This window comes from Micromonospora sp. CA-259024 (genome assembly GCF_050936255.1).
Taxonomy (GTDB): domain Bacteria; phylum Actinomycetota; class Actinomycetes; order Mycobacteriales; family Micromonosporaceae; genus Micromonospora.
In genome coordinates this window covers 1,097,478-1,117,564 of sequence record NZ_JBNJND010000002.1, presented here as the reverse complement: position 1 = coordinate 1,117,564, position 20,087 = coordinate 1,097,478, and the positions used below count along the sequence as shown (strand labels likewise).

The following is a 20,087-nucleotide window of genomic DNA, read 5'->3' as shown; positions in this document are numbered from 1 at the left end:
CGTCATTCTCACCCCGCGGTGGCCCGCCGGCACGGATCAATCCTCGGCGATCCGCCCGGCATCGACCCGGAGCCGGCGGTTCGTCTCGATGGCGGCCAGCATCCGCCGGTCGTGGGTGACCAGCAGCAGCGTTCCGGGGTAGCTGGCCAGCGCCGATTCGAGCTGCTCGATGGCGGGCAGGTCCAGGTGGTTGGTGGGCTCGTCGAGCACCAGCAGGTTGACTCCCCGGCCCTGGAGCAGAGCCAGCGCCGCCCGGGTCCGCTCACCGGGGGAGAGGGTGGCCGCCGGTCGGGGCACGTGCGCCGCGCGCAACCCGAACTTGGCCAGCAGGGTCCGCGCGTCCGCCGGTGACATGTGGGGTACGGCCGCCTGGAACGCGTCGATCAACGGCGCGTCGCCGAGGAACAGCCCGCGCGCCTGGTCCACCTCCCCCACCACCACGCCGGGCCCGAGCGAGGCGGTGCCGGCGTCCAACGGCAGTCGCCCGAGCAGCGCGGCCAACAGGGTCGACTTGCCCGAACCGTTCGCCCCGGTCACCGCGACCCGGTCCGCCCAGTCGATCTGGAGGTCGACCGGGCCGAGGGTGAAGCCGCCCCGGCGTACGACCGCGCCGCGCAGCGTGGCCACGACGGCGCCGGCGCGGGGCGCGGCGGCGATCTCCATCCGCAGCTCCCACTCCTTGCGGGGCTCCTCGACCACGTCGAGCCGTTCGATCAGCCGCTCGGTCTGCTTGGCCTTGGCGGCCTGCTTCTCGCTCGACTCGCTGCGGAACTTGCGGCCGATCTTGTCGTTGTCGGTGGCCTTGCGGCGGGCGTTCTTCACGCCCTTCTCCATCCAGCCACGCTGGGTGCGGGCCCGCGCCTCCAGCCCGGCCTTGGTGTCGGCGTACTCCTCGAAGTCCGCGCGGGCGTGCCGGCGGGCCACCTCGCGCTCCTCCAGGTAGGCCGCGTAGCCACCGCCGTAGTGGTGCACCTGCTGCTGCGGCAGGTCCAGCTCCAGCACCCGGGTCACCGTGCGGAGGAGGAACTCACGGTCGTGGCTGACCAGCACCGTGCCGGCCCGTAGCCCGGTGACGAACTCCTCCAGCCGCTCCAGCCCGGCCAGGTCCAGGTCGTTGGTGGGCTCGTCGAGCAGGAACACGTCGTACCGGCTGAGCAGCAGCGACGCGAGCCCGGCCCGGGCCGCCTGGCCGCCGGACAATCCGGTCGTCGGGTGGTCCAGGTCGACCGCGAGCCCCAGGTCGGCGCTCACCTGCTCGGCGCGCTCGTCGAGGTCCGCGCCGCCGAGGGCGAGCCACCGCTCCAGCGCGTCGGCGTACGCGTCGTCGGCGCCCGCCGCCCCGGCGGTCAGCGCCTCGGTCGCCGCGTCCAACGCCGCCTGCGCGGCGGTCACTCCGGTCCGCCGGGCCAGGAAGCCGCGTACCGTCTCGCCGGGCCGCCGTTCCGGCTCCTGCGGCAGGTGCCCGACGCTCGCGGTGGGCGGGCTGAGCCGCACGGTGCCGGCCTCGACCGGCAACAATCCGGCGAGGGTACGCAGCAGCGTCGACTTGCCGGCCCCGTTCGGCCCGACCAGGCCCACCACGTCACCGGGGGCGACCACCAGATCCAATCCGGCGAAAAGTGGGCGGTCCCCGTGCCCGGCGGCCAGGTCCTTGACGATCATCGTGGCGCTCATCAGGACGGCAGCCTATCCGGCTGCTCGCATACGTGCGGACGGCAGCGGGCAGACTCAACGACGTGGTGACCACACTGGCGATCGACTGTGGCGGCGGGGGCATCAAGGCGTCCGTGCTCGACGAGGCGGGGACGATGCGGGCCCGGCCGCTGCGGGTGCCGACCCCGTACCCGCTGCCGCCCGCGCTGTTCGTCCGGACCCTGCTGGATCTGGGCGGGCGGCTGCCGGTCGCGGACCGGCTGACGGTCGGCGTACCCGGGATGATCCGGCACGGGGTGGTGGTCACCACACCGCACTACGTGACCCGCAACGGCCCACGCACCCGGATCGACCCGGACCTGGTCGCCGAGTGGTCCGGCTGGGACGCGCGGGGCGCGCTGGCCGACGCGTTCGGGGTGCCGGCGCTGGTGCTCAACGACGCCGAGGTGCATGGCGCCGGGGTGGTCGCCGGCACCGGCTGCGAGCTGGTGCTGACCCTCGGGACGGGGCTGGGCAGCGCGCTCTTCGACGGCGGGGTGCTCGCGCCGCACCTGGAGCTGTCGCACGCCCCGGTTCGCTGGGGCACCACCTACGACACGTACGTGGGCGAGCCGGAACGCCGCCGGCTCGGCGACGCCTTCTGGTCCCGACGGATCCGGCAGGTGGTGGACGGGCTCCGCCCGGTGTTCCGCTGGGACCGGCTCTACCTGGGCGGGGGCAACTCCCGACTGATCCGGCCCGAGCAGCTGGCGCGGATGGGCGACGACGTGGTGGTGGTGCCGAACACCGCCGGAATCGTCGGCGGTGTCCGCGCCTGGGAGCTGTCCGCCGGACGCCGGGACGCCCGTACCTGACCCTGTCGCGGCCGGAACTGACCCGATCTCGACTCCCGGGAACAGTCGCCAAACGCCAGGTGTTGTGCCAGCGTCGGAACAGGTGACGGTGCGACCCGAGGAGGTGGGCAGATGGATCTTCTGGCGGACTACCGGCGGGCGACCATGTTCTTCGAGACCGGTGACCCGAGCGGGGCAGCCCGGCTGCTGGAGCCAATCGTCGACGCCGAGCCCGGCAACACGGCGGTCCGGCAGTTGCTGGCCCGGGCATACTTCCAGTCGGCCCAGCTCAACCGGGCCGAGGAGCAGCTGCGCGAGCTGGTCGACCGGGACCCGAGCGACCACTACGCGCACCACGTGCTCGGTCGCACGCTGGAGCGGCTGAACCGACACACCGACGCGCTGCGGCACCTGCGGATCGCCGCGGCGATGTACGCGGCCAACGACGACTACCGGATGGCGCTGGAGCGGGTGGAGACCCGTCTGGGCGGCAGGCGCTGAGCCTGACCCGGTGACGCGTGCGGGGCGGCCCTTCGGGGCCGCCCCGTCGTCGTCGGGCAGGCCGAGGCGCGTGCCTAGGATGGCGGACATGGGACCTGACCGGCCGGGGGCTGCGGCATGAAGCTCAAGCTGGACCTGCACGAGATCTTCAACAAGGGCCAGGACATCGACCGCGCGTTGCGCGGGATCATGGACGAGGCGGTGGCGAAGAAGGCCACCCTCGTCGAGATCATCCCCGGCAAGGGGTCCGGGCAGCTCAAGAAGCGGGTGCTGCGGTTCCTCGACCAGAAGGACGTCAAGCAGCTCTACCACCGCGTGGAGAAGGACTCGAAGAACTTCGGCCGACTCTTCGTCCACTTCCGCTGGAAGTAGCGACGCCATAGCCTCTGACCTGCGGCTCCGGTCGCTTCCAGGGCCGTTGAACCATGATCATGCCGTGTCCAGGCCGTCAAGGCGGCCCGCTTCGCAGGCCGCTCGCGCCGCCGAACCAGGGCCGGGCCGATGGCCCGCCGCCGCGCCTCTGGCCTTCGGCCGCCAGCGCGTCGGTGGTAGCCCGCCGGCGGCGCGACACACGAAGAAGCCCCGGGCCGCCATGATGGGTGGCAGATCCGGGGCTTCGGTGTTGAAGACGACGACCAGGGCGTGCCTCCGGCGGGGCGCTCGGGCACTCCAGGATGGTTGGCGCCATCCCGACAACCTCCGTCCGGGCAGAGCCGAGCGGATGGGGCCTGCCCGGTCAAGGTCGTTCAGACGGTGGGTGCTCCACCTTGACCGGGCAGGCCCCACCCACTCCACCGGTGTGCGGACGAAGGCCGACAGGATGGCTAGAGGGGCGCGACGGCGGATGAGGTGGCAGTTCGCTCGATCTACTCTGCCCGCAGCGAAAGACCGGCTAGGGCTCCCCACCCACGATTGAGCTGGACTCGCTAACTAGCGTTGCTTCCCGATTCAGCCATAGTTGCCCACCCCTCGACTATTGCATGCGTGTCCGCTATGGCCTTCATGCCGCCTCGCAGATGGCCTAGCGGCTTACGCAGCGCACGTGACAGCGAGTCGCCTGCTTGTAGCTGCTCCAAGAAACCTTCAATTTGACTCGCCATCCCGCCAACCGAGTCTGCCAAGCCCCGAACAGTTGCGGTGAAGCTATTCACCTCATCGGCGTCACCGTCGACCTGGCTCTCTAGGTGCATCTTTTCGATAAGGCTTCGAACCCCAGGCTCAGCCTCTGCCACCGATCGGAAAAAGTTGTTGCCTAATTCTCTCACTTTAGCGCTCGGCTCAGCGATTTCGGCGGCGTACTGTTGCGTGATAATGAGACGCTCCCGCGCAGACGCCCGATTCGATCCGGGTTGTCCGAGCCGCGCGCCCACCTTCTCTGTGGCGGCCATGATTTCCTGGAGTTCCGCCCATACTGCCTCCAGAGTTCCTTGCCATGATTCGACGCTTTCCTCTGCTGTTGCCACTTCTTCGAGGAATCCCGGCATTTCTTCTTCACTAACTTCAACTATAGCCGGGAGGGGCCTTGCCGACTCGCTCTCCATCACTTCGACGAGCCGTTTCGCAAGAGCGTGAACTTTTGTTCGGTACCGCTCGGAATGCTCCTCGGCCAGCCGCAGCTGTCGCCAATCGGCTTGCTGGGTTGCTCTTACTGTCACGGCAATTTCATCGTCCGTGTGTTCGTCTGCGACAGCCGGAGTTTCCGAGTAGAGAATGGGCATCACGAGATCGTTCGCACCTACGCTATTCGCTCTAGCGGAGAACTCAACGAATTCTTTACGGCACTCCCTGCTTCTCAGGTACAAGGGGGTGATCACTGGGATGAAGAACGCTGTTCGCGCCAACGCGTCATCTATGACGTCTCGCCACTTTTGACCCCAAGCGACCGCCGAACTGTCAACGAACAATTCGAGCTGTTCTCCCGTGAGAAGCTCATACTCGTTGGCAATCGAGTCAGCCAGTCGGCGAATTCGGCCATTCTCAAGTTCGTTGTCCCGATGGGTGTAGCTCCAGAAACAAATTGGTCCCGAAGTACTCACGATCCATCCCTCCAGCTCGGGTTCTACTGCTAGCGCATGGCCAGGGCGAGGTAAGCAGTGGCGAGATAGTAGCTGGATGTGGCGTGCAATACCGGTAGCGGGCCAAGGGAGTGGAGGGGGTGTCGCTGAAATTATGCCCTAATGGCCCCGATGTGATCGGCTTTCGATCGCAACGGGAGGCGAGGTGGCTGAGATGCTCAAGCATCGTGCCGGCAGTCGACGGTAGGGCTGGAGGACGCAGAAGGAGCGCCTCGCGAAGATCATTGGGCTCAGATCCGGCACAACTGGGACCGAGAAGACGTGTCAAACGTCGAGAGGTGTTGGTGACGGCTGTGCAGGCCATCCCGACGATCCGTCCGATAGCAGATGATCTATCTAAACCGAAGGTATAAGGGGTTCAAATCCCCTGGATCATTGGCCGCCGCGCTGCTCGTGCAAGGCGATGAGCGCTGCTTCGACTCGTAATCCCACACCCGTCAACACGAGCACGCCGGCCAGGACGTACCCGCCGGTTTGAGGGTTCTCCGGACTGACCATGAGCAGAGCGATCAGCAGACCGGCTCCAAGCGCTACGTTGCCGCCGACTCGGGTTGATCCGCTGCGGGTGTACCGGAGATCCATGTCGCTCACGATAGTGAAGGAGCCGAACTAACGGCGGCCCCGAACTCCCAGCGTCGGTTCGCCTGCTGCCCGACGGGACCACCCCAAGATCATGCCGTTTTCAGGCCGCCTAACGAGGGCCAGCAGTGACCATCGTTGGCCACGCATGCCAGGTCTAGCGGCAGCTCAGAGGACAGGTCGTCTGGTTTGATCGACTACGCCCCTGCCCTGGATCAATACCGCTGGAAATAGCGGCGACATAGCCTCTGACCTGCGTCTCAGACCGCTGCCAGGATCATTGAACGACGACCGGGACAGAGTCACGGCAGGTCATGAGGGCGAACCCGTGCCCCGCCGACCTGAGGTCGACGGGGCACGGTTGGTGCAGGGAGTAGATCAGGCGACGAAGCGGGTCTTGCGGCGGCGGGCCGCCACGAAGCCCGCAGCACCGGCGGCGAGCAGTACGCCACCGATGCCGGCGGTCAGGCCGGCCTTGGCACCGGTGATCGGCAGCGAGCCATCGGTGTCCCCGCCTCCCTGGCCGTCATCCCCACCGGGAATCTCGCTCCCGCCGTCAGCGCTCGCGATGATGGTGATCGTCGCACTGTCGTTGGCTGGGTTGAGATCCACGCCCGTGTCGAAGGTCAGCCGCACCTGGGCGGCCCGGGTGCCGGCCTCGTCCAGGCGCAGCTCGAACTCGTACTCGATTTTCTCGCCCTGCGCCAGGCGTTTGTTCTCGCCGCAGCGGTACTCCTTGGCGCCGAGCTTTCCAGGCACCCACTCGCCGTAGCTCGAGCAGGTCATCGGAACGCGTACGGCCGTGACGCCACTCGGCAGCGAGAGCAGGGTCCGGGTCCGGACATCCTTGACTCCGTCGATGCTGACAGCCGCCGGGCCGTTGTTGACGTAGCCGACCTTCAGCGGCACCGTTGCGGAACGGAGGGCCAGCATCGCCGTAAGGTCGGGTGCCGCACCAGGGCGACCGTCATCGTTCTGATCCTCCGGGGGTCGATCCCCTAGCATGGCGTCATGACCGTAGATCTGTTCGCGGGCATCCCCGTTCGCGACTACGCCGCCGCGGCGGCCTGGTACGAGCGACTCCTCGGTGCCCCGCCGTCGTTCCTACCGAACGACACCGAGGCGGTGTGGGAACTCGCCGAGCACCGGTACGTGTTCATCGAGGTGCGGCCCGACCATGCCGGGCACGCCATGCACACCGTCTTCGTCAGCGACTTCGACGCCCGTATCGCCCAGATCGCCGAGCGCGGCCTGGAGCCGGCCGGGCGCGAGACCTACGACAACGGCGTTCGCAAGGCCACCTTCCGCGACCCGGACGGCAACGAGATCGGCTTCGGCGGCGAGCCGGTCTGACGGAGGCCGGCGAAGCTGATCAGGCCGGTTTCAGCCGTCTCGCTCGGGCAGTTCGGCGCGAAGTCGTTCGTATTCGACCTGAGTGCCGATCGCGGCCCGGTGTTCGGGGTGACTGACGTAGTGCCCGATGACAGCGGCGAGAAATCCCGCGTCGACGTTGTCCGTCCGCAAAGCGCCCCGGCTCCACGGAAGGCCACGCCGCACGACCAGTTGAGGTTCCGCGACGCTCATCCGGAGCCACGTGGGGCGGTCGGCGGCCGGGGGGATCTGTGGGGCCCGCAGGGCCTCCCACGGCACAGTGATCGAGCCCAGAGCCCAGGTCTGCCGTACCCCGTGCGGGTGGAGCCGCACCCCGTAAGCCCGCCACGCCCGAGCCGTCGCCAGCGCGCCCAGTACGACCCAGCCGACATCGATAACCACGTCGAACGTCGACACAGTGCCCTGCCTGGTCGAGCGCACCAATGCGCCGAGGTAGGCCGACGCGGGCCCGAGGAAGCCCAGGGCGAAGAACACCGTCCACGCCGGTCCGGGTGTGGCGAAGGCCGGAATGTGCGGCTGCACCACGAAATAGGCCGGACGGACCCCCATGACGATGATCGCCAGGATCAGGGCCGCCAGGGCGAGGACGAACAGGAGGCGGAACAGGCGTGGCCCCAGGGTGGGCGCGAACCCGAGGGTCGCGGCGCTCACGCCGGTCACCAGAAGCCCGAGCACCAGGACGAGGTGCCGGTGGCGCACGGTGGCAGCGGAAACCTTGGCGATCATGCCCGTGACCATACGAGCCGATGATCGCAGGACCTGCTGGCCGATCGGTCGACCCTGAACGCCGAAGCGCCCGGGGTAGCCGGCCGAGCCGCTGGAGGTGATCGGTCAGTAGGTCTTTGCGTCCGGGCGGGAGCCGTGGCCGGACGGGCGTCGGGACCAGCACTGCGGGCGCTGCCGGACGGCGAGCTCCAGTGCCTGATGGTCGGACTCGATCATTTCCCGGGCTATTCGACGCGCCATTTCCAGGCGGTCGACGTGCATGTCAAGATCAGTCGGGCCGGCGCCAGCCATAATCGAACTCCTCGTCAGCGTTCGAACTATTCGCATCATCCGTCACGCCGGGAGCCGTCACCATTCTCCGATCGGTGGAAAGCGCTCGCCGTACGGCTCGGTGTCGCGTACCCCGGTTGCGCCGATGGTAGCGACGCCCGCGCCACCCCGCCCGGAACTGCGGAAACCCGGCCTTGCTGGAGGTTTGTACATTGCACGGTGCGCGGATCGGGGGGCGCGACATGTCCGGTGAGGGATCTTCGCTACGGGAGGACCGCCGTGCAGCATTCGAGCAGGACCGATCCGTTGTTCGTCGCCGTCGAATCCGATTCGATCACCCGTGCGGATGTGGCCGGGCTCATCGCGGGGCGGCTGGCCGCCGTCCGGGTGCCGGGGCTGCTGTCCGCGGCCCGTTGCCACGCGATCACCGCCGCCCTCGCCGACGCGCCCATGGACCGCTACGACGAGAGCCGGGTCTTTCCGGTCGTCGCCAAGTTCGGCCCGGCCATCAACGATCACCGGGTCGCCGGTGAACTCCGCGAGGACTACTGGGACGCGGCCCGCGCGGCCGAGAAGAGCTGGTCGACGCTGAGCCTGGCGGACGCGCCACGGGAGCTGTGCCTGGCCGCGTTCCGGGCCGCCTGGCCGGACGTCGCACCCGGGCGGCGGCAGGGCCGGGAGATGCACGTCGGCATCGTCCGCGAGATCAACGCCGGTCTTCAGGTGCACTTCGACGACGCGGTCCGGGAGTACGCCGGCCGGCTGCTCGACGGTGAGGTGGTGGCGCAGTTGGCGTTCAACATCTACATCCGGGTGCCGCCGGCCGGTGGTGAGACCGTGCTGTGGCGGCGACGCTGGCAGCCGCACGACGAGGACCTGCGGATCCCTGGCGGATACGGCTTCCACGAGTCGGTGGTCGCCGACGCGCAGTCGTTGACACTGCGGCCCACGCTCGGGGAGGGCTTTCTGTTTGATCCGCGGCACTATCACACGGTGCGTCCCGCGACGGATGGCCGACGGATCTCCATAGGATGTTTCGTCGGGCTCACCGACGCCGGTCGACTGGCCCTCTGGTCGTAGTGAAGGGCGTGTTCCCATGGTGGACAGAAGCGACGTCGAGGCGGCCGCGGCCCTGGTCGAGGGGCGGGTTCGGCGAACCCCGGTCATCGCGGTCGATGGCGCCGACCTGGGTGTGCCCGGGCAGCTCAGTCTCAAGCTGGAGCTGCACCAGCACACCGGCTCGTTCAAGCCGCGTGGTGCGTTCAACCGGATGCTCCAGGGGGCGCTGCCGTCGGCCGGGGTGATCGCCGCCTCGGGTGGTAACCACGGCCTCGCCGTTGCGTACGCGGCCCGGTCACTGGGCGTTGCGGCGGAGGTCTTCGTTCCGGTCACCGCCTCGCCGGTGAAGGTGCAGCGGTTGGCCGGTCTGGGCGCCCAGGTGCGCCAGGTCGGTCAGCACTACGCCGAGGCTCTGGCGGCGAGCACCCAGCGCGCCGGGGAGACCGGTGCGTTGGTCGTGCACGCGTACGACCAGCCGGAGGTGGTGGCCGGTCAGGGCACCGTCGGCCGGGAGTTGGAGCGGCAGGTGGACGGGATCGACACCGTGCTGGTGGCGGTCGGCGGCGGCGGGTTGGTGTCGGGTATCGCCAGTTGGTTCGACGGGTCGGTACGCGTCGTCGCCGTCGAGCCCGAGCAGATCCCCACCCTGCACTCGGCGCTGAAGGTCGGTCGGCCGGTCGACATCGAGGTGGGGGGCATCGCCACGGATTCGCTGGGTGCCCGTCGGATCGGCGAGATCGCTTTCGACACCGCCCGCCGGACCGGGGTGGTCTCCGTGCTGGTCCGTGACGAGGATCTGGTGCGGGCGCGCCGGTTGCTCTGGTCCGAGCTGCGGGTCGCCGCCGAGTTGGGTGGCGCTGCCGCGCTGGCCGCGCTGGTCGGTGGCGCGTACGTGCCGCAGGCGGGGGAGCGGGTGGCCGTGATCATCTGTGGTGGCAACACCGACCCGAGTGACCTGGGCCCGGCCGCGCCGCACTGACCCCGCCGTCGCCGGGCGGCCGGTGGTCAGCCCCCGTTGCGCAGGCGGCGCAGTGCGTGCTCCACCTGGAGGGTGTCCAGGTGGGTGTCGCCGAGTAGTCGCCGCCGGTCGGCGAGCAGTTGCTCGTACGCCTCGATCGCCGCGTCGACCTGTTCCTCGAGCAGGAGCACCAGGGCCAGGGTGTACCGGATGGCGAGCACCTCGCTGCGGTCGGCGTGCCGGGGTTCCACGGTCGCCAGGGTGGCCCGCAGCTCGGCCTCCGCCTCGGCGAGCCGGCCCTGCGCCTGCATGCAGCGGGCCAGTGTGTGCCGGGCCTGCCAGGTCTCCGGTTGGTTGAGCGGCCACAACCGGTAGCGGACCTCCAGGATGGCGTGCAGCATCTCCTCGGCTTCGGGTGCCCGCTGTTGGGCGAGCACGGCCAGCGCCAGGCTGTGCCGCACGATCATGGTGTCCCAGTGCTCCGGGCCGCGGACCTGGTCCTCCGCGGCGACGATCTGCCGCAGCTCCAGCTCGGCTTCCGGCCACTGGCGCTGCGCCATGATCGCCTTGGTGAGCTTGTGTCGGCTGGCGAGGGTGTCGGCGTCGTCGCTGCCCAGCACCCTGGTGCGGTCGGCGATCACATCCCGGAGCACCCGGTCGGCCATCTCCGGCTGGTTGCGCTCCAGCCAGGTGCGACCCAGCTCGTGGCGCAGCGCCAGCACCTGCGGCCGGTCCAGGTCGTGGTCGTACGCGGCGCAGCCGCGCACGATCGGGTCCAGGATGTCGAAGGCCGAGCCGGGCAGGCCGACCGCGATGAGGTAGCGGGCGGTGAGTCGGGTCAGCTCCAGCGCGCGGCGTACCGTCTCGGGGTCGTGCTTGTGTTTCTGCGGCGCGAGGTATTCCCGCACGGCCTCGACCAGGTGCGGCACCAGCACGTCCCAGTTGGCCCAGTCGGCGGGGTAGTCCGGGTTCTGCCCCTCGGTGGCGGCGAGCAGCAGCTTCATGACCAGCCCGTGGTAGTCGGCGATCTGCTCACGGACCTCGTCGCGGTCGCGGAACATCGCGTGCACCAGCGGGTGCAGCGACAGCACGTGCGCGAAGGCCGGGTCGGTGACGTCCTCCTGGACGTCGAAGTCGACCAGGGCAAGGTCGCCGATGCCCTCCAGCACCTTCACCCGTTGGCGGGCGGTCAGCCCTTCGAACAGTGGCGACCTGGCCAGGATGGCTGGCTTGAGCACCACCTCGTAGGGCACCGGGGAGATACTCAGGCAGGCCAGCACGTTGAGCAGCGGCCGGCTCTGCTGGAGCTGACGGCGGGCCAGCAGGTCCAGTGAGATGTCGTCGACCTCGCGGACGATCTCCAGGCCGAGCGACTCGTCGAGGTCGACATCGTCCGCATGGCGGGGTGAGTGGAACCGACGCTGCACGGCGGCCTGGTAGTCGGCGAAGGTGGTGATGGTGGACGAGCCACGCCAGACCGGGCTGGCGTTGACCGACCGCAGGTAGTTGCCGGCGGCGCGCAGGGCGAGTGGCAACCCGCCCAGCTCCCGCGCCAGCTCCCGGGCGTCGGCCAGGTCACCGGCCTGCTCACCGGCCCGGTCGATCAGCACCTGCGCGCCGGCCTCGGCATCGAGCGGACGCACCTGGTGCAGCGTCGACCAGGTGCCCCAGGTGGCCCGGTTGCCGTCCCGGGTGGTCACGATGACCATGCCATCGTCGGCCTCCGGGTGGCGCAGCCAGCCGGTGCCGTCGGCGAGCACCCCGTCGGTGGGGCCGAGCGCGGCGGGCTCGTCCGCGCTGTCGAAGATCAGCAGCCAGGGCTGCGCGGCCTGGTTGAGATAACGCCACACCAGGTCGGTCGCGCTGATCATCCCGGCCCAGGCCTGGTCGACCTGGTTCTCCGAGGCACCGAGTTGGCTGACCACCTCGCGCATTCCGGAATTGAGCCGCCCCGCCTGCACCCACCAGACCGTCCGGCCGTCCGCTCGGGCGCGGCGGGCGATCTCCAGGGCGACGTGGCTCTTACCCGAGCCGCCCATGCCGCACAGGATGTGCACCGAGGGTCGATCCCCGGCGGCCTCTCCTGGTTGCACGATCTCGTCGATCAGGTCTTCGCGCCCGTGCAGGGCGCTGTCCAGGCGTCCGAGTGGTGGGTCGACGGAAACGCGGCTCGGCCGGTCGTACGCTGGCCGGGTCACACCGGCATCCTCGGGTGGAACGTCCGCAGTCAATGCGGTCCCCCTTCGGTGGCGACATCGCAATGGCCGGCAGCGGAAGATCCTGTCCATCTGGTGGACAGTCGGAGGGATTGCCGCCCGGGCCACGTCAACCGCAAGGGTATCCATCCCCGTACTGGGTTGCACACTCTCCGTTTAGGTCACCCGGATGACCGGAATCGGTGTCACGATTCCCATTTCGCGGCTGATTCCGGCCGATCCGCCGTGCTTGACGCTCGACCGGGCCCTCCACGATGGACTCATGAACTGGTCGCTGATCCAGGATGTGGTCGACTGGGGTTCCGTACCGGACTGGTTCGGGGCGGTCGGCTCCATCGCCAGCGTGCTCTTCGTCTACCTCGGGCTGCGGCGGGAGATCCGGGCCCGCCGCAGCGACGACCTGCGGGCCCGGGCCACTCAGGCCCGGCTGGTCTCCGCGGTGGCCGAGATTCGGGGCACCTCGGTGCTGCGGGTCACCGTCGCCAACGAGAGTGACGCCCCGGTGCTGGACGTGGCGGTGCTGGCACGGCTCGTTCCGCCCGACGATCCGGATGGCCCACCGGTCGGACTGGCCGCGGCGAAACAGGTCCGCCGGGTTCCTGCCCACGATGTTCACGACGTCTTCGTCACCGTCACGGCGGAGCACCGGTTACGTACGGCCGACACCGTTCTGGTGGAGCTCACCTTCACCGATCACGACGGAAATCGCTGGCGGCGAATCGGCGCCGGCCAACCCGAACCGGCGGGCTGACCGAATTGACGCCAGGTGGCATTTCCGGTCGCCAGGAAAGGCCGGTGGTCCGGCGGATGAATCGCACCGCCGGACCACCGGGCTGTTCGTCAGATGGGATACGTGCGGGCGACCGCCAGCATCTCGGAGCTGTGCGACCCGACGACGCCGACGGCCGGCGGCCGGGGGCGGAAGCCGGGCAGCGCGTCCAGGCCGTCACTGGCGTCCATCACCCGCAGCGCCACCTGCCCGGCGGTCGGCCGCAGGGTCAACGTGACCTCGATCCCGTCCGTCGGCGGGGCGTGGAAGACCAGCCCGAAGCCCCACCTCCCCTCGCGGGGGTCCACCGGCACCGACCGGCCGGCCACCTCGGCCCGCAGCACGGTGGCGGTCGACGTGTCGACGTGCAGGGTGGCGAGCCGGGCCGTCCGCTGCGGGGTGAGTCGCAGCCGTAGCGTGCGTTCCCCGCCGGAGCTGGCGTCGGCCAACACCTCCAGCTTCGGTGCCGGCAGGTTCGCCGACTGTGCCGGGCCGGCCCGCAGCTCGCCGTCACCGAGCCCGGGGAAGTCGTCACCGACGTCGGTCACCCCGTCCACGTAGCCGTCCGTCCACGGCTGCGGGTCGGTCTCGTGGCTCAGCCAGCGGGCCTGGCCGGTGCCGGCGTCCATGGCGTACATCAGGTGGGTGGGTGCGGGGTGCGCGGCGTCGAACCGGTCGACGCCCAGCCCGACCCCGGCGAGTACCACCGCCGCCAGTGCGGTCGCCCCGGCCGGCAGCATCGCGAGCCGTCGGGCCCGCAGCGCCCGCAGGCCGCGCTGGCCGCCGGCCTGCGGGTGCAGCAGGTCGACGACCGGCAGGGCCGTCAGACCGAGCAGCACCGCGACCAGCGCGGCCACGCCGCCCATCGCCATCCCCAGGGCGGGGAAGAGCAGCACCACGGTGGGCAGCAGGATGACCACACCGACCGCGGCGGCGGCGGTCACCGCCACCACCGGCCACGGCCCGGTCTGCCGGGTGCGCAGCGCGACCAGCCCGCCCAGGGCGCCGGCCAGCGCCGGCAGGGTGGTGAGGTACGCACCACCGGGCACCGCCACGGCGAGGAGCACCCCGAGCAGGGCCAGCCAGGCCAGCCCGCCGACGGCGAGCGCGGCCGGGCCGATCCGGCGGCGGGTCAGCGCGTACCAGGTGAACAGGATGGCGCCGGCGAGCGCGAGCACGGCCAGTCGGTACCAGATCGGCCGGTACGGGTCGAGCAGCTCCGCGTACCCCGGCCGGATCGTGGTGATCGCCAGCCAGAGCAGTTGGGCGGCGACCGGCGCGGCCACGATCGGCACCAGGGCCAGCCCGAAGCCGGCGGCGAGCCGACCCGCGCCGGCCCGGCCCTGCCGACGGGTCAGCCAGGCCAGTGCGCCCACCGCCGCCACCGCGAGCAGAGCCAGCGGCAGGGTGAGCCAGCCCGGATAGCGGACCAGCCCGCCCGGGACCGGGAAGTAGGTGGCGTCGTGCCCGGAGCGCAGGGCGGTCAGGTCGGTGCCGCCGAACTCCCGGGCCAGGCCCAGCGCGTTGTCCCCGTGCTGCTGGAGGCTGCCCCGGTCCATCGCCGCCGGAGTGTCCAACGGCGTGTGGTAGATCGCGCCTCCGTCGATGTACGCCGAGTTCAGCCCGACGAACTTCTGGTCCAGGAACGCGGTGAAATCGGTGTCGTTGGGCAGCGCGCGGTAGATCTCCACCGCGAACGAGGTGCCGACCGAGTGCGGGGCGGCACGGCCGAAGACGTCCACCAGCTTCGCGTTGTTCCGGGACGTCTCAAACATGATCACCGGCCCGGTGGAGCCCCGCGCCTCCAGGTTGAGCACCACACCGCCGTCGGCCGCCAGTGGGTGACTGGCGGCGAACGCGGACGCGCCGCAGAGGCACGCCTCCTCGGCGTCGGTCAGCACGAAGACGATGTCGTTGCGGGGCCGGGGACCGGTGGTCAGCGCGCGGGCCACCTCCAGGATCGCGGAGGTGCCGGCCGCGTCGTCGTTGCCGCCCGGCCCGGTCTGCACCGAGTCGTAGTGGGCGACCAGGAACACCCGGCCCGTCGAGTCGGTGCCGGGCAGCCGGGCCACCACGTTGCGGACGCGGGCCAGGGTCGCTCCGCCCGCCGCCCCGCTGAGCTGGCCGGCCTCCGGTGCCACCGTGTCCTGCACCTCGGTCTCCAGGCCCAGCCCGCGCAACTGCTGCTCGATGTGCGCGCGGACCTGGTCGTTGGCCGGGCTGCCGGCGACGTGCGACCGCGCCGCGACGACGTGGACGTCCTCGTACGCCCGGCCGGCGCTGAACTCACCAGCCGGCGCGTCCGCCGGTTTCGGCGCCGGGGTGCGCAGGTCGAGCAGGCTGCCGGCGCCGACGGCGGCCAGCGCGACCAGGGCCGCCGCGGCGGCCACGAGCCGGCGGCGAGGCCGGGTCAGTGCCCGGTTGGCAGCGGGTACGGCCGGAGTCGGACGGGCCGGCGTGCCCGTCGCGGCCGGGGTGGTCGGTGCGCCCACGGAAACTCCTCGGGGGGTGGTGGGGCCTGGCGTGGCACCATCCTGCCCGCCGGCGGACCCGGATGGGATGGCCGGTACGCCCTGCCTCGACCGCCCGCCCGGTTTGTCATCCGACGGGCAGTGACGGGGCCCATCCCGGCCGCGCCGCAGGCGTCGTGTTGTGTGCGACCGTTGTCTAATACAGGATCAGCAGGGCACTCGGAAGGAGCCCGACATCACCAGCGAACTCCCGCGTCTCGCGGCGGTGACCCGGCCGAACCGGGGAGCCGGCTTGGCCGGTTCCCCAGTCGTGCCGTACCCGCACGGCGGCCTGGCGCGGCACGCCAACCTGCCGCCGGGCGAGCGGTTGCGGGTGCTGCTGGTGGAGGACGACGAGGGCGACGCCTTCCTGGTCGGTGAGCTGCTGGCCGAGACGAACTCGATGATCGAGCTGTTGGTCGCCACCAGCCTCAGCGAGGCGCGGCAGCGGATCGCCAACGTCGACTGCGTCCTGCTCGACCTGGGCCTGCCCGACGCGCAGGGGCTGGACGGGCTGCGCCAGGTGCTGGAGATGTCCAGCGGCGCCGCGGTCTGCGTGCTGACCGGCCGCTCGGATGAACACCTGGGCATCGTGGCGGTCGCCGAGGGCGCACAGGACTACCTGGTCAAGGGCCAGGTCGACGGGGTGCTGCTGACCCGGGCGCTGCGCTACGCCGTGGAGCGCAAGCGCGCCGACGTGAACGCCCGCCGGCTGCGGGAGGTCGAGTTGCGCCAGGCCGAGTCGGCTCGACTCGAACGCGGCCTGCTGCCCCAGCCGCTGATGACGACCGACCAGGTGGCGGTGCACACCTTCTATCGGCCGGGCCGGCATGCCGCGCTGATCGGCGGGGATTTCTTCGACGTGGTGCAGACCCGTCCGGACCGTCTCGACCTGATCGTCGGCGATGTCTGCGGGCACGGCGTGGACGAGGCCGCGCTCGGTGTGGAGCTGCGAGTGGCCTGGCGGGCCCTGGTGCTTGCCGGAGTGCCGGACGACGAGGTGCTGCCCGCACTGGAGCAGGTGCTGATGAGTGAGCGCCGCCTGCAGGAGATCTTCGCGACGGTGGCCACCACCAGACTGGATCTGGACGCCAACCGGGCGACCGTCCGACTGGCCGGGCACCCGCCACCGCTGCTGCTCTCCGGCGGCCGGGTCGCCCCGGTGCCCGCGCCCGGCGGCCGGCTGCTGGGCGTACGACCTCGCCGGCCGATCGCCTACGACCTGGAGTTCGACACCGATGACTGGTCCCTGCTGATGTACACCGACGGCCTGATCGAGGGGCGGGTGGGCGCCGGCAACGAACGGCTCGACGTGCCGGGCCTGAGTGGGCTGCTGGACGAGCCGGCCAACCGTTCGGTGTCGCTTCCCGAGCTGCCGGCCTGGCTGGTCGGCCGGGCCGAGCAGCTCAACGGCGGCCCGCTCGCCGACGACGTGGCCATGCTGCTGGTCAACCGGGGTGGTGGCCGGTGAAGCCGGAGGTCGGCGGCTGGAGTCTGCGCCGCCGGGTCATCACCCTGCTCACCGTCGTGGGTGTGCTGCTGATCGGCCTGGCTACCGCTGAGGCGGCGATGGCCGCCCGGAACCGCACCCAGATCGACGCCGTCCTGAACCAGACCGGCCCGCTGCGGGTGCAGTCGCAGGAGTTGCTCAACGCGCTGCTCGACCAGGAGACGGCGGTCCGGGGGTACGCGGTCAGCGGTGACCCGGCCGACCTGAGCCCGTACCGTGCGGGGCTCGACCAGGAGAGGAGCGTCGTCGCCGCGATGCAAACGCTGCTCGACGACTATCCGCAGATCGGTCAGGAGCTGCGGATAGTCGAGGAGCGCGCCGGGCAGTGGCGGCAGTCCGTGGCCGAGCCGGTGATCGTTACCACCGAGCAGAGCGGCACCCGTGCTGGCCAGGCGTTGGTCACCGACCAGGCCCGGCAGCAGTTCGACCAGGTCCGTTCGGCGGTGGGCGACCTCCAGGAGGAGATCCAGGCCGCCCGGGAGCGGGCTGCCACCGACGTACGCAACAGCAGCAACCTGCTGGTCGTGCTGTTGATCGTCGCCGCGCTGGTGGTGGTCGTGGCCGGTGCGGTGCTGCTGCTCTCACTGGACCGGATGGTGATCCGGCCCCTGACCGGGCTGGCGGACCAGGTCCGCGAGGTCGCCGAGGGCGACTACCAGCACGGCATCGCCACCGCCGGCCCGCCGGAGTTCATTCGGCTCGGCGAGGACGTGGACGCGATGCGTCAGAAGATCGCCGCCGACCTGGCCGAGGTGCGGGCCGCCCGCGAGCGCATCGAGTGGGTCAACAGCCAGCTCCAGAAGCAGGCCGAGGAGCTGACCCGGTCCAACCGTGACCTGGAGCAGTTCGCGTACGTGGCCTCGCACGACCTGCAGGAGCCGCTGCGCAAGGTGGCCAGCTTCTGCCAGTTGCTTCAGCGCCGCTACGCCGGGCAACTCGACGAGCGGGCCGACCAGTACATCGCCTTCGCGGTCGACGGCGCGCAGCGGATGCAGCGTCTGATCAACGACCTGCTCGCGTTCTCCCGGATCGGCCGGCTCACCACCGGCTTCGCGGAGGTCGACCTCAACAAGGTGATGGGCGACGTGGCTGGCCAGACCGAGGCCGCCCGGCAGTACGCCGATGCCGAGCTGACCTGGACCGAGCTGCCGGTGATCTCGGGCGAGGAACCACTGCTCACCAACCTGCTGGCCAACCTGGTCAGCAACTCGATCAAGTTCCGCCGCCCGGACGTACCGCCGAAGGTGCACATCTCGGCCCGGCTGGTGGGGGCCGAGTGGGAGATCAGCTGCCAGGACAACGGCATCGGGATCGAGCCGGAGTTCGCCGACAAGATCTTCGTGATCTTCCAGCGGCTGCACTCGAAGGACGCGTATCCGGGCACCGGCATCGGTCTGGCCATCGTCAAGAAGATCGTCGAATATCACGGTGGCCGGGTCTGGGTGGACACCGATGTGCCCGAGGGCACCGCGATCCGGTTCACCCTGCCGGCGCTTCCCGGGACCGTCGAGCCCGTCCCCACCGCCGCTGTCGACTCGCCGGAGCAGCCGCAGGCGGCGGAGGGCGACACGATGCCCTCGAACGAGGCGCCGGCAGCACCGGGGGAGCAGTCCGCCGGCTCGGACCGGCCGGACCGGGCCGACGAGTCGCCGGAAAGCGGTAGAACGGGTGACATGAGGGAGACGGTGGGATGACCGCGCCGGCGGACGGCAAGTGCCCGATCGAGGTCCTGCTCGTGGAGGACGATCCGGGTGACGTGTTGATGACGCAGGAGGCGTTCGAGGAGCACAAGCTGCGTAACCGGCTGACCGTCGTCTCCGACGGCGCTGAGGCGCTCGCCTACCTGCGGCGGGAGGGTCAGTACGCCGACGCGGTGGCGCCCGACCTGATCCTGCTCGACCTCAACCTGCCCCGGCGCGACGGCCGGGAGGTGCTGGAAGAGATCAAGAAGGACGAGGAGCTGCGCCGGATCCCGGTGGTGGTGCTCACCACCTCACAGGCCGACGAGGACATCCTGCGTAGCTACCAGTTGCACGCCAACGCGTACGTGACCAAGCCGGTGGACTTCGAGCGCTTCATCTCGGTGGTCCGTCAGATCGACGAGTTCTTCGTCAGCGTGGTCAAGTTGCCGCCGCGTGGCTGACACCCTGCTCGATGACGTCGGCGACCTGCTCCGGGAGGCCGCCGACCAGGTCGTGCTGCCACTGTTCCGCAAGCTCGACGACGCCGACGTGTCGGAGAAGGCGCCCGGCGAGGTGGTCACCATCGCCGACCGTCGGGCCGAGGAGTTGCTCTCGGCGGGGTTGCGCCGGCTGCGGCCGGGCTCGATGGTGGTCGGCGAGGAGGGCGTCGCCGACGATCCGGGATTGCTGCGGCATCTGCGCGACGGTGGGGACGTGTGGCTGGTCGACCCGGTCGACGGCACCGCCAACTTCGCCGCTGGTCGTCGGCCGTTCGCCCTGATGGTCTCGCTGCTGACCGACGGGCGGCCGACCGCCGGCTGGATCCTCGACCCGCTCGCCGACACTCTCGCCGCCGGCTGGGCGGACGACGGTGCCCTGCTCAACGGCCGTCCGGTGCACGGCGGCGTCCCGGTGCCGCCGCTCGGTGAGCTGCGCGGCGCGGCGATGACCCGGTTCCTGCCGCCGGAGATCCGCGACCGGGTCCGTGCCGGCGGTCGGCGACTCGGTGAGCTGCTGCCCGGCCAGCACTGCGCCGGCCGGGAGTATCTGGACATCCTCACCGGCGAGCAGCAGTTCACCCTGTTCTGGCGCACCCTGCCGTGGGATCACGCCCCGGGCACCCTGCTGGTCCGCGCGGCTGGTGGTGTCGCCCGCAGGTTCGACGGCGTCGACTACCACCCCGCCGACGATGGCCGCGGTCTGCTGGTCGCCGTCAACGAGCAGGTCTGGACCGAGGTGCGCGACGCCCTCCTCGGCCCCTGATCCGCGCACTGCGCGACGGTGTCGGGACGCTCTGTCGACATCAGGGCGGTCGGGCGGTCAGGGGGCTGGTCACCGGCCCACCGTCCGGTAT

The 20,087-nt window shown here is 70.4% G+C and carries 18 protein-coding genes; 11 read left to right on the top strand and 7 right to left on the bottom strand.

Annotated features, from left to right (window positions below; translation table 11 throughout):
• Window positions 1–36 precede the first annotated feature (36 nt).
• The gene (locus tag ACQEUX_RS24570; protein WP_433052734.1) at window positions 37–1,674 is read right to left on the bottom strand and encodes an ABC-F family ATP-binding cassette domain-containing protein; all 1,638 of its coding nucleotides are present in this window, start codon (window positions 1,672–1,674) and stop codon (window positions 37–39) included.
• 62 nt (window positions 1,675–1,736) lie between these two features.
• On the opposite strand from ACQEUX_RS24570, the gene ACQEUX_RS24565 reads away from it, so the two are divergent.
• The 3 genes from ACQEUX_RS24565 to ACQEUX_RS24555 all read left to right on the top strand — a co-directional run bounded on the left by ACQEUX_RS24565 (window position 1,737) and on the right by ACQEUX_RS24555 (window position 3,359).
• Window positions 1,737–2,507, top strand: a complete 771-nt coding sequence (locus tag ACQEUX_RS24565) for an ROK family protein (protein ID WP_433052731.1) — start codon at window positions 1,737–1,739, stop codon at window positions 2,505–2,507.
• 111 nt (window positions 2,508–2,618) lie between these two features.
• Window positions 2,619–2,987 carry a tetratricopeptide repeat protein gene (locus ACQEUX_RS24560; RefSeq protein ID WP_433052728.1) on the top strand — a complete coding sequence of 123 codons (369 nt, stop codon included), beginning with the start codon at window positions 2,619–2,621 and terminating at the stop codon, window positions 2,985–2,987.
• 117 nt (window positions 2,988–3,104) lie between these two features.
• Window positions 3,105–3,359: a Smr/MutS family protein gene (locus tag ACQEUX_RS24555; protein ID WP_007465523.1), complete on the top strand. Its 255-nt coding sequence runs from the start codon at window positions 3,105–3,107 to the stop codon at window positions 3,357–3,359.
• Window positions 3,360–3,913: 554 nt separating this feature from the next.
• Here the strand turns inward: ACQEUX_RS24555 and ACQEUX_RS24550 are convergent.
• From ACQEUX_RS24550 to ACQEUX_RS24540, 3 genes are all read right to left on the bottom strand, one after another.
• Window positions 3,914–5,023 carry a TIR domain-containing protein gene (locus ACQEUX_RS24550; protein WP_433052724.1) on the bottom strand — a complete coding sequence of 370 codons (1,110 nt, stop codon included), beginning with the start codon at window positions 5,021–5,023 and terminating at the stop codon, window positions 3,914–3,916.
• 411 nt (window positions 5,024–5,434) lie between these two features.
• Window positions 5,435–5,644, bottom strand: a complete 210-nt coding sequence (locus ACQEUX_RS24545; protein WP_433052721.1) for a hypothetical protein — start codon at window positions 5,642–5,644, stop codon at window positions 5,435–5,437.
• A 375-nt stretch (window positions 5,645–6,019) separates the two neighbouring features.
• Window positions 6,020–6,574 (bottom strand): LPXTG cell wall anchor domain-containing protein, encoded by a 555-nt coding sequence (locus tag ACQEUX_RS24540; RefSeq protein WP_433052718.1) that lies wholly within the window; start codon window positions 6,572–6,574, stop codon window positions 6,020–6,022.
• Between the two features lie 78 nt (window positions 6,575–6,652).
• Between ACQEUX_RS24540 and ACQEUX_RS24535 the strand changes: the two genes are divergently transcribed.
• Entirely contained in the window at window positions 6,653–6,994 is a 342-nt protein-coding gene (locus tag ACQEUX_RS24535; protein WP_433052715.1) for a VOC family protein, read from the top strand.
• Window positions 6,995–7,024: 30 nt separating this feature from the next.
• Here the strand turns inward: ACQEUX_RS24535 and ACQEUX_RS24530 are convergent, their stop codons facing one another.
• Window positions 7,025–7,759: a hypothetical protein gene (locus ACQEUX_RS24530; protein ID WP_433052712.1), complete on the bottom strand. Its 735-nt coding sequence runs from the start codon at window positions 7,757–7,759 to the stop codon at window positions 7,025–7,027.
• A 549-nt stretch (window positions 7,760–8,308) separates the two neighbouring features.
• Between ACQEUX_RS24530 and ACQEUX_RS24525 the strand changes: the two genes are divergently transcribed.
• Complete coding sequence (locus tag ACQEUX_RS24525) at window positions 8,309–9,109, top strand: 2OG-Fe(II)-dependent halogenase WelO5 family protein (protein WP_433052709.1); 801 nt, start codon at window positions 8,309–8,311, stop codon at window positions 9,107–9,109.
• Between the two features lie 16 nt (window positions 9,110–9,125).
• Window positions 9,126–10,067 carry a threonine/serine dehydratase gene (locus tag ACQEUX_RS24520; RefSeq protein ID WP_433052706.1) on the top strand — a complete coding sequence of 314 codons (942 nt, stop codon included), beginning with the start codon at window positions 9,126–9,128 and terminating at the stop codon, window positions 10,065–10,067.
• 26 nt (window positions 10,068–10,093) lie between these two features.
• Here the strand turns inward: ACQEUX_RS24520 and ACQEUX_RS24515 are convergent, their stop codons facing one another.
• Entirely contained in the window at window positions 10,094–12,244 is a 2,151-nt protein-coding gene (locus tag ACQEUX_RS24515) for a tetratricopeptide repeat protein (RefSeq protein ID WP_433052703.1), read from the bottom strand.
• A gap of 280 nt (window positions 12,245–12,524) precedes the next feature.
• Between ACQEUX_RS24515 and ACQEUX_RS24510 the strand changes: the two genes are divergently transcribed.
• A complete protein-coding gene (locus ACQEUX_RS24510; protein WP_433052700.1) occupies window positions 12,525–13,013 on the top strand; it encodes a hypothetical protein in 489 nt (162 codons plus the stop codon).
• Between the two features lie 89 nt (window positions 13,014–13,102).
• Here ACQEUX_RS24510 and ACQEUX_RS24505 read toward each other — a convergent pair whose 3' ends face one another.
• The gene (locus tag ACQEUX_RS24505; RefSeq protein ID WP_433052697.1) at window positions 13,103–15,523 is read right to left on the bottom strand and encodes a M28 family peptidase; all 2,421 of its coding nucleotides are present in this window, start codon (window positions 15,521–15,523) and stop codon (window positions 13,103–13,105) included.
• A 289-nt stretch (window positions 15,524–15,812) separates the two neighbouring features.
• On the opposite strand from ACQEUX_RS24505, the gene ACQEUX_RS24500 reads away from it, so the two are divergent.
• From ACQEUX_RS24500 to ACQEUX_RS24485, 4 genes are read left to right on the top strand one after another with little or no spacing between them, the layout of a single operon-like run.
• Window positions 15,813–17,012 carry a PP2C family protein-serine/threonine phosphatase gene (locus tag ACQEUX_RS24500; RefSeq protein WP_433057103.1) on the top strand — a complete coding sequence of 400 codons (1,200 nt, stop codon included), beginning with the start codon at window positions 15,813–15,815 and terminating at the stop codon, window positions 17,010–17,012.
• Window positions 17,009–18,745, top strand: a complete 1,737-nt coding sequence (locus tag ACQEUX_RS24495; protein ID WP_433052694.1) for a sensor histidine kinase — start codon at window positions 17,009–17,011, stop codon at window positions 18,743–18,745. Before ACQEUX_RS24500 ends, ACQEUX_RS24495 begins: the two co-directional genes overlap by 4 nt.
• Window positions 18,742–19,194: a response regulator gene (locus ACQEUX_RS24490; RefSeq protein ID WP_433052691.1), complete on the top strand. Its 453-nt coding sequence runs from the start codon at window positions 18,742–18,744 to the stop codon at window positions 19,192–19,194. Before ACQEUX_RS24495 ends, ACQEUX_RS24490 begins: the two co-directional genes overlap by 4 nt.
• Window positions 19,187–19,996 carry an inositol monophosphatase family protein gene (locus ACQEUX_RS24485; RefSeq protein WP_433052688.1) on the top strand — a complete coding sequence of 270 codons (810 nt, stop codon included), beginning with the start codon at window positions 19,187–19,189 and terminating at the stop codon, window positions 19,994–19,996. The genes ACQEUX_RS24490 and ACQEUX_RS24485 overlap by 8 nt, the downstream gene beginning before the upstream one ends.
• Window positions 19,997–20,087: the final 91 nt, after the last annotated feature.

Bases quoted from the DNA above. Each gene is read 5' to 3' on its own strand.
- ACQEUX_RS24545 (WP_433052721.1), bottom strand. From the start codon at position 5,644: ATGGATCTCCGGTACACCCGCAGCGGATCAACCCGAGTCGGCGGCAAC.
- ACQEUX_RS24530 (WP_433052712.1), bottom strand. From the start codon at position 7,759: ATGATCGCCAAGGTTTCCGCTGCCACCGTGCGCCACCGGCACCTCGTC.
- ACQEUX_RS24490 (WP_433052691.1), top strand. From the start codon at position 18,742: ATGACCGCGCCGGCGGACGGCAAGTGCCCGATCGAGGTCCTGCTCGTG.
- ACQEUX_RS24535 (WP_433052715.1), top strand. From the start codon at position 6,653: ATGACCGTAGATCTGTTCGCGGGCATCCCCGTTCGCGACTACGCCGCC.
- ACQEUX_RS24520 (WP_433052706.1), top strand. From the start codon at position 9,126: ATGGTGGACAGAAGCGACGTCGAGGCGGCCGCGGCCCTGGTCGAGGGG.
- ACQEUX_RS24560 (WP_433052728.1), top strand. From the start codon at position 2,619: ATGGATCTTCTGGCGGACTACCGGCGGGCGACCATGTTCTTCGAGACC.
- ACQEUX_RS24555 (WP_007465523.1), top strand. From the start codon at position 3,105: ATGAAGCTCAAGCTGGACCTGCACGAGATCTTCAACAAGGGCCAGGAC.
- ACQEUX_RS24540 (WP_433052718.1), bottom strand. From the start codon at position 6,574: ATGCTGGCCCTCCGTTCCGCAACGGTGCCGCTGAAGGTCGGCTACGTC.
- ACQEUX_RS24510 (WP_433052700.1), top strand. From the start codon at position 12,525: ATGAACTGGTCGCTGATCCAGGATGTGGTCGACTGGGGTTCCGTACCG.
- ACQEUX_RS24570 (WP_433052734.1), bottom strand. From the start codon at position 1,674: ATGAGCGCCACGATGATCGTCAAGGACCTGGCCGCCGGGCACGGGGAC.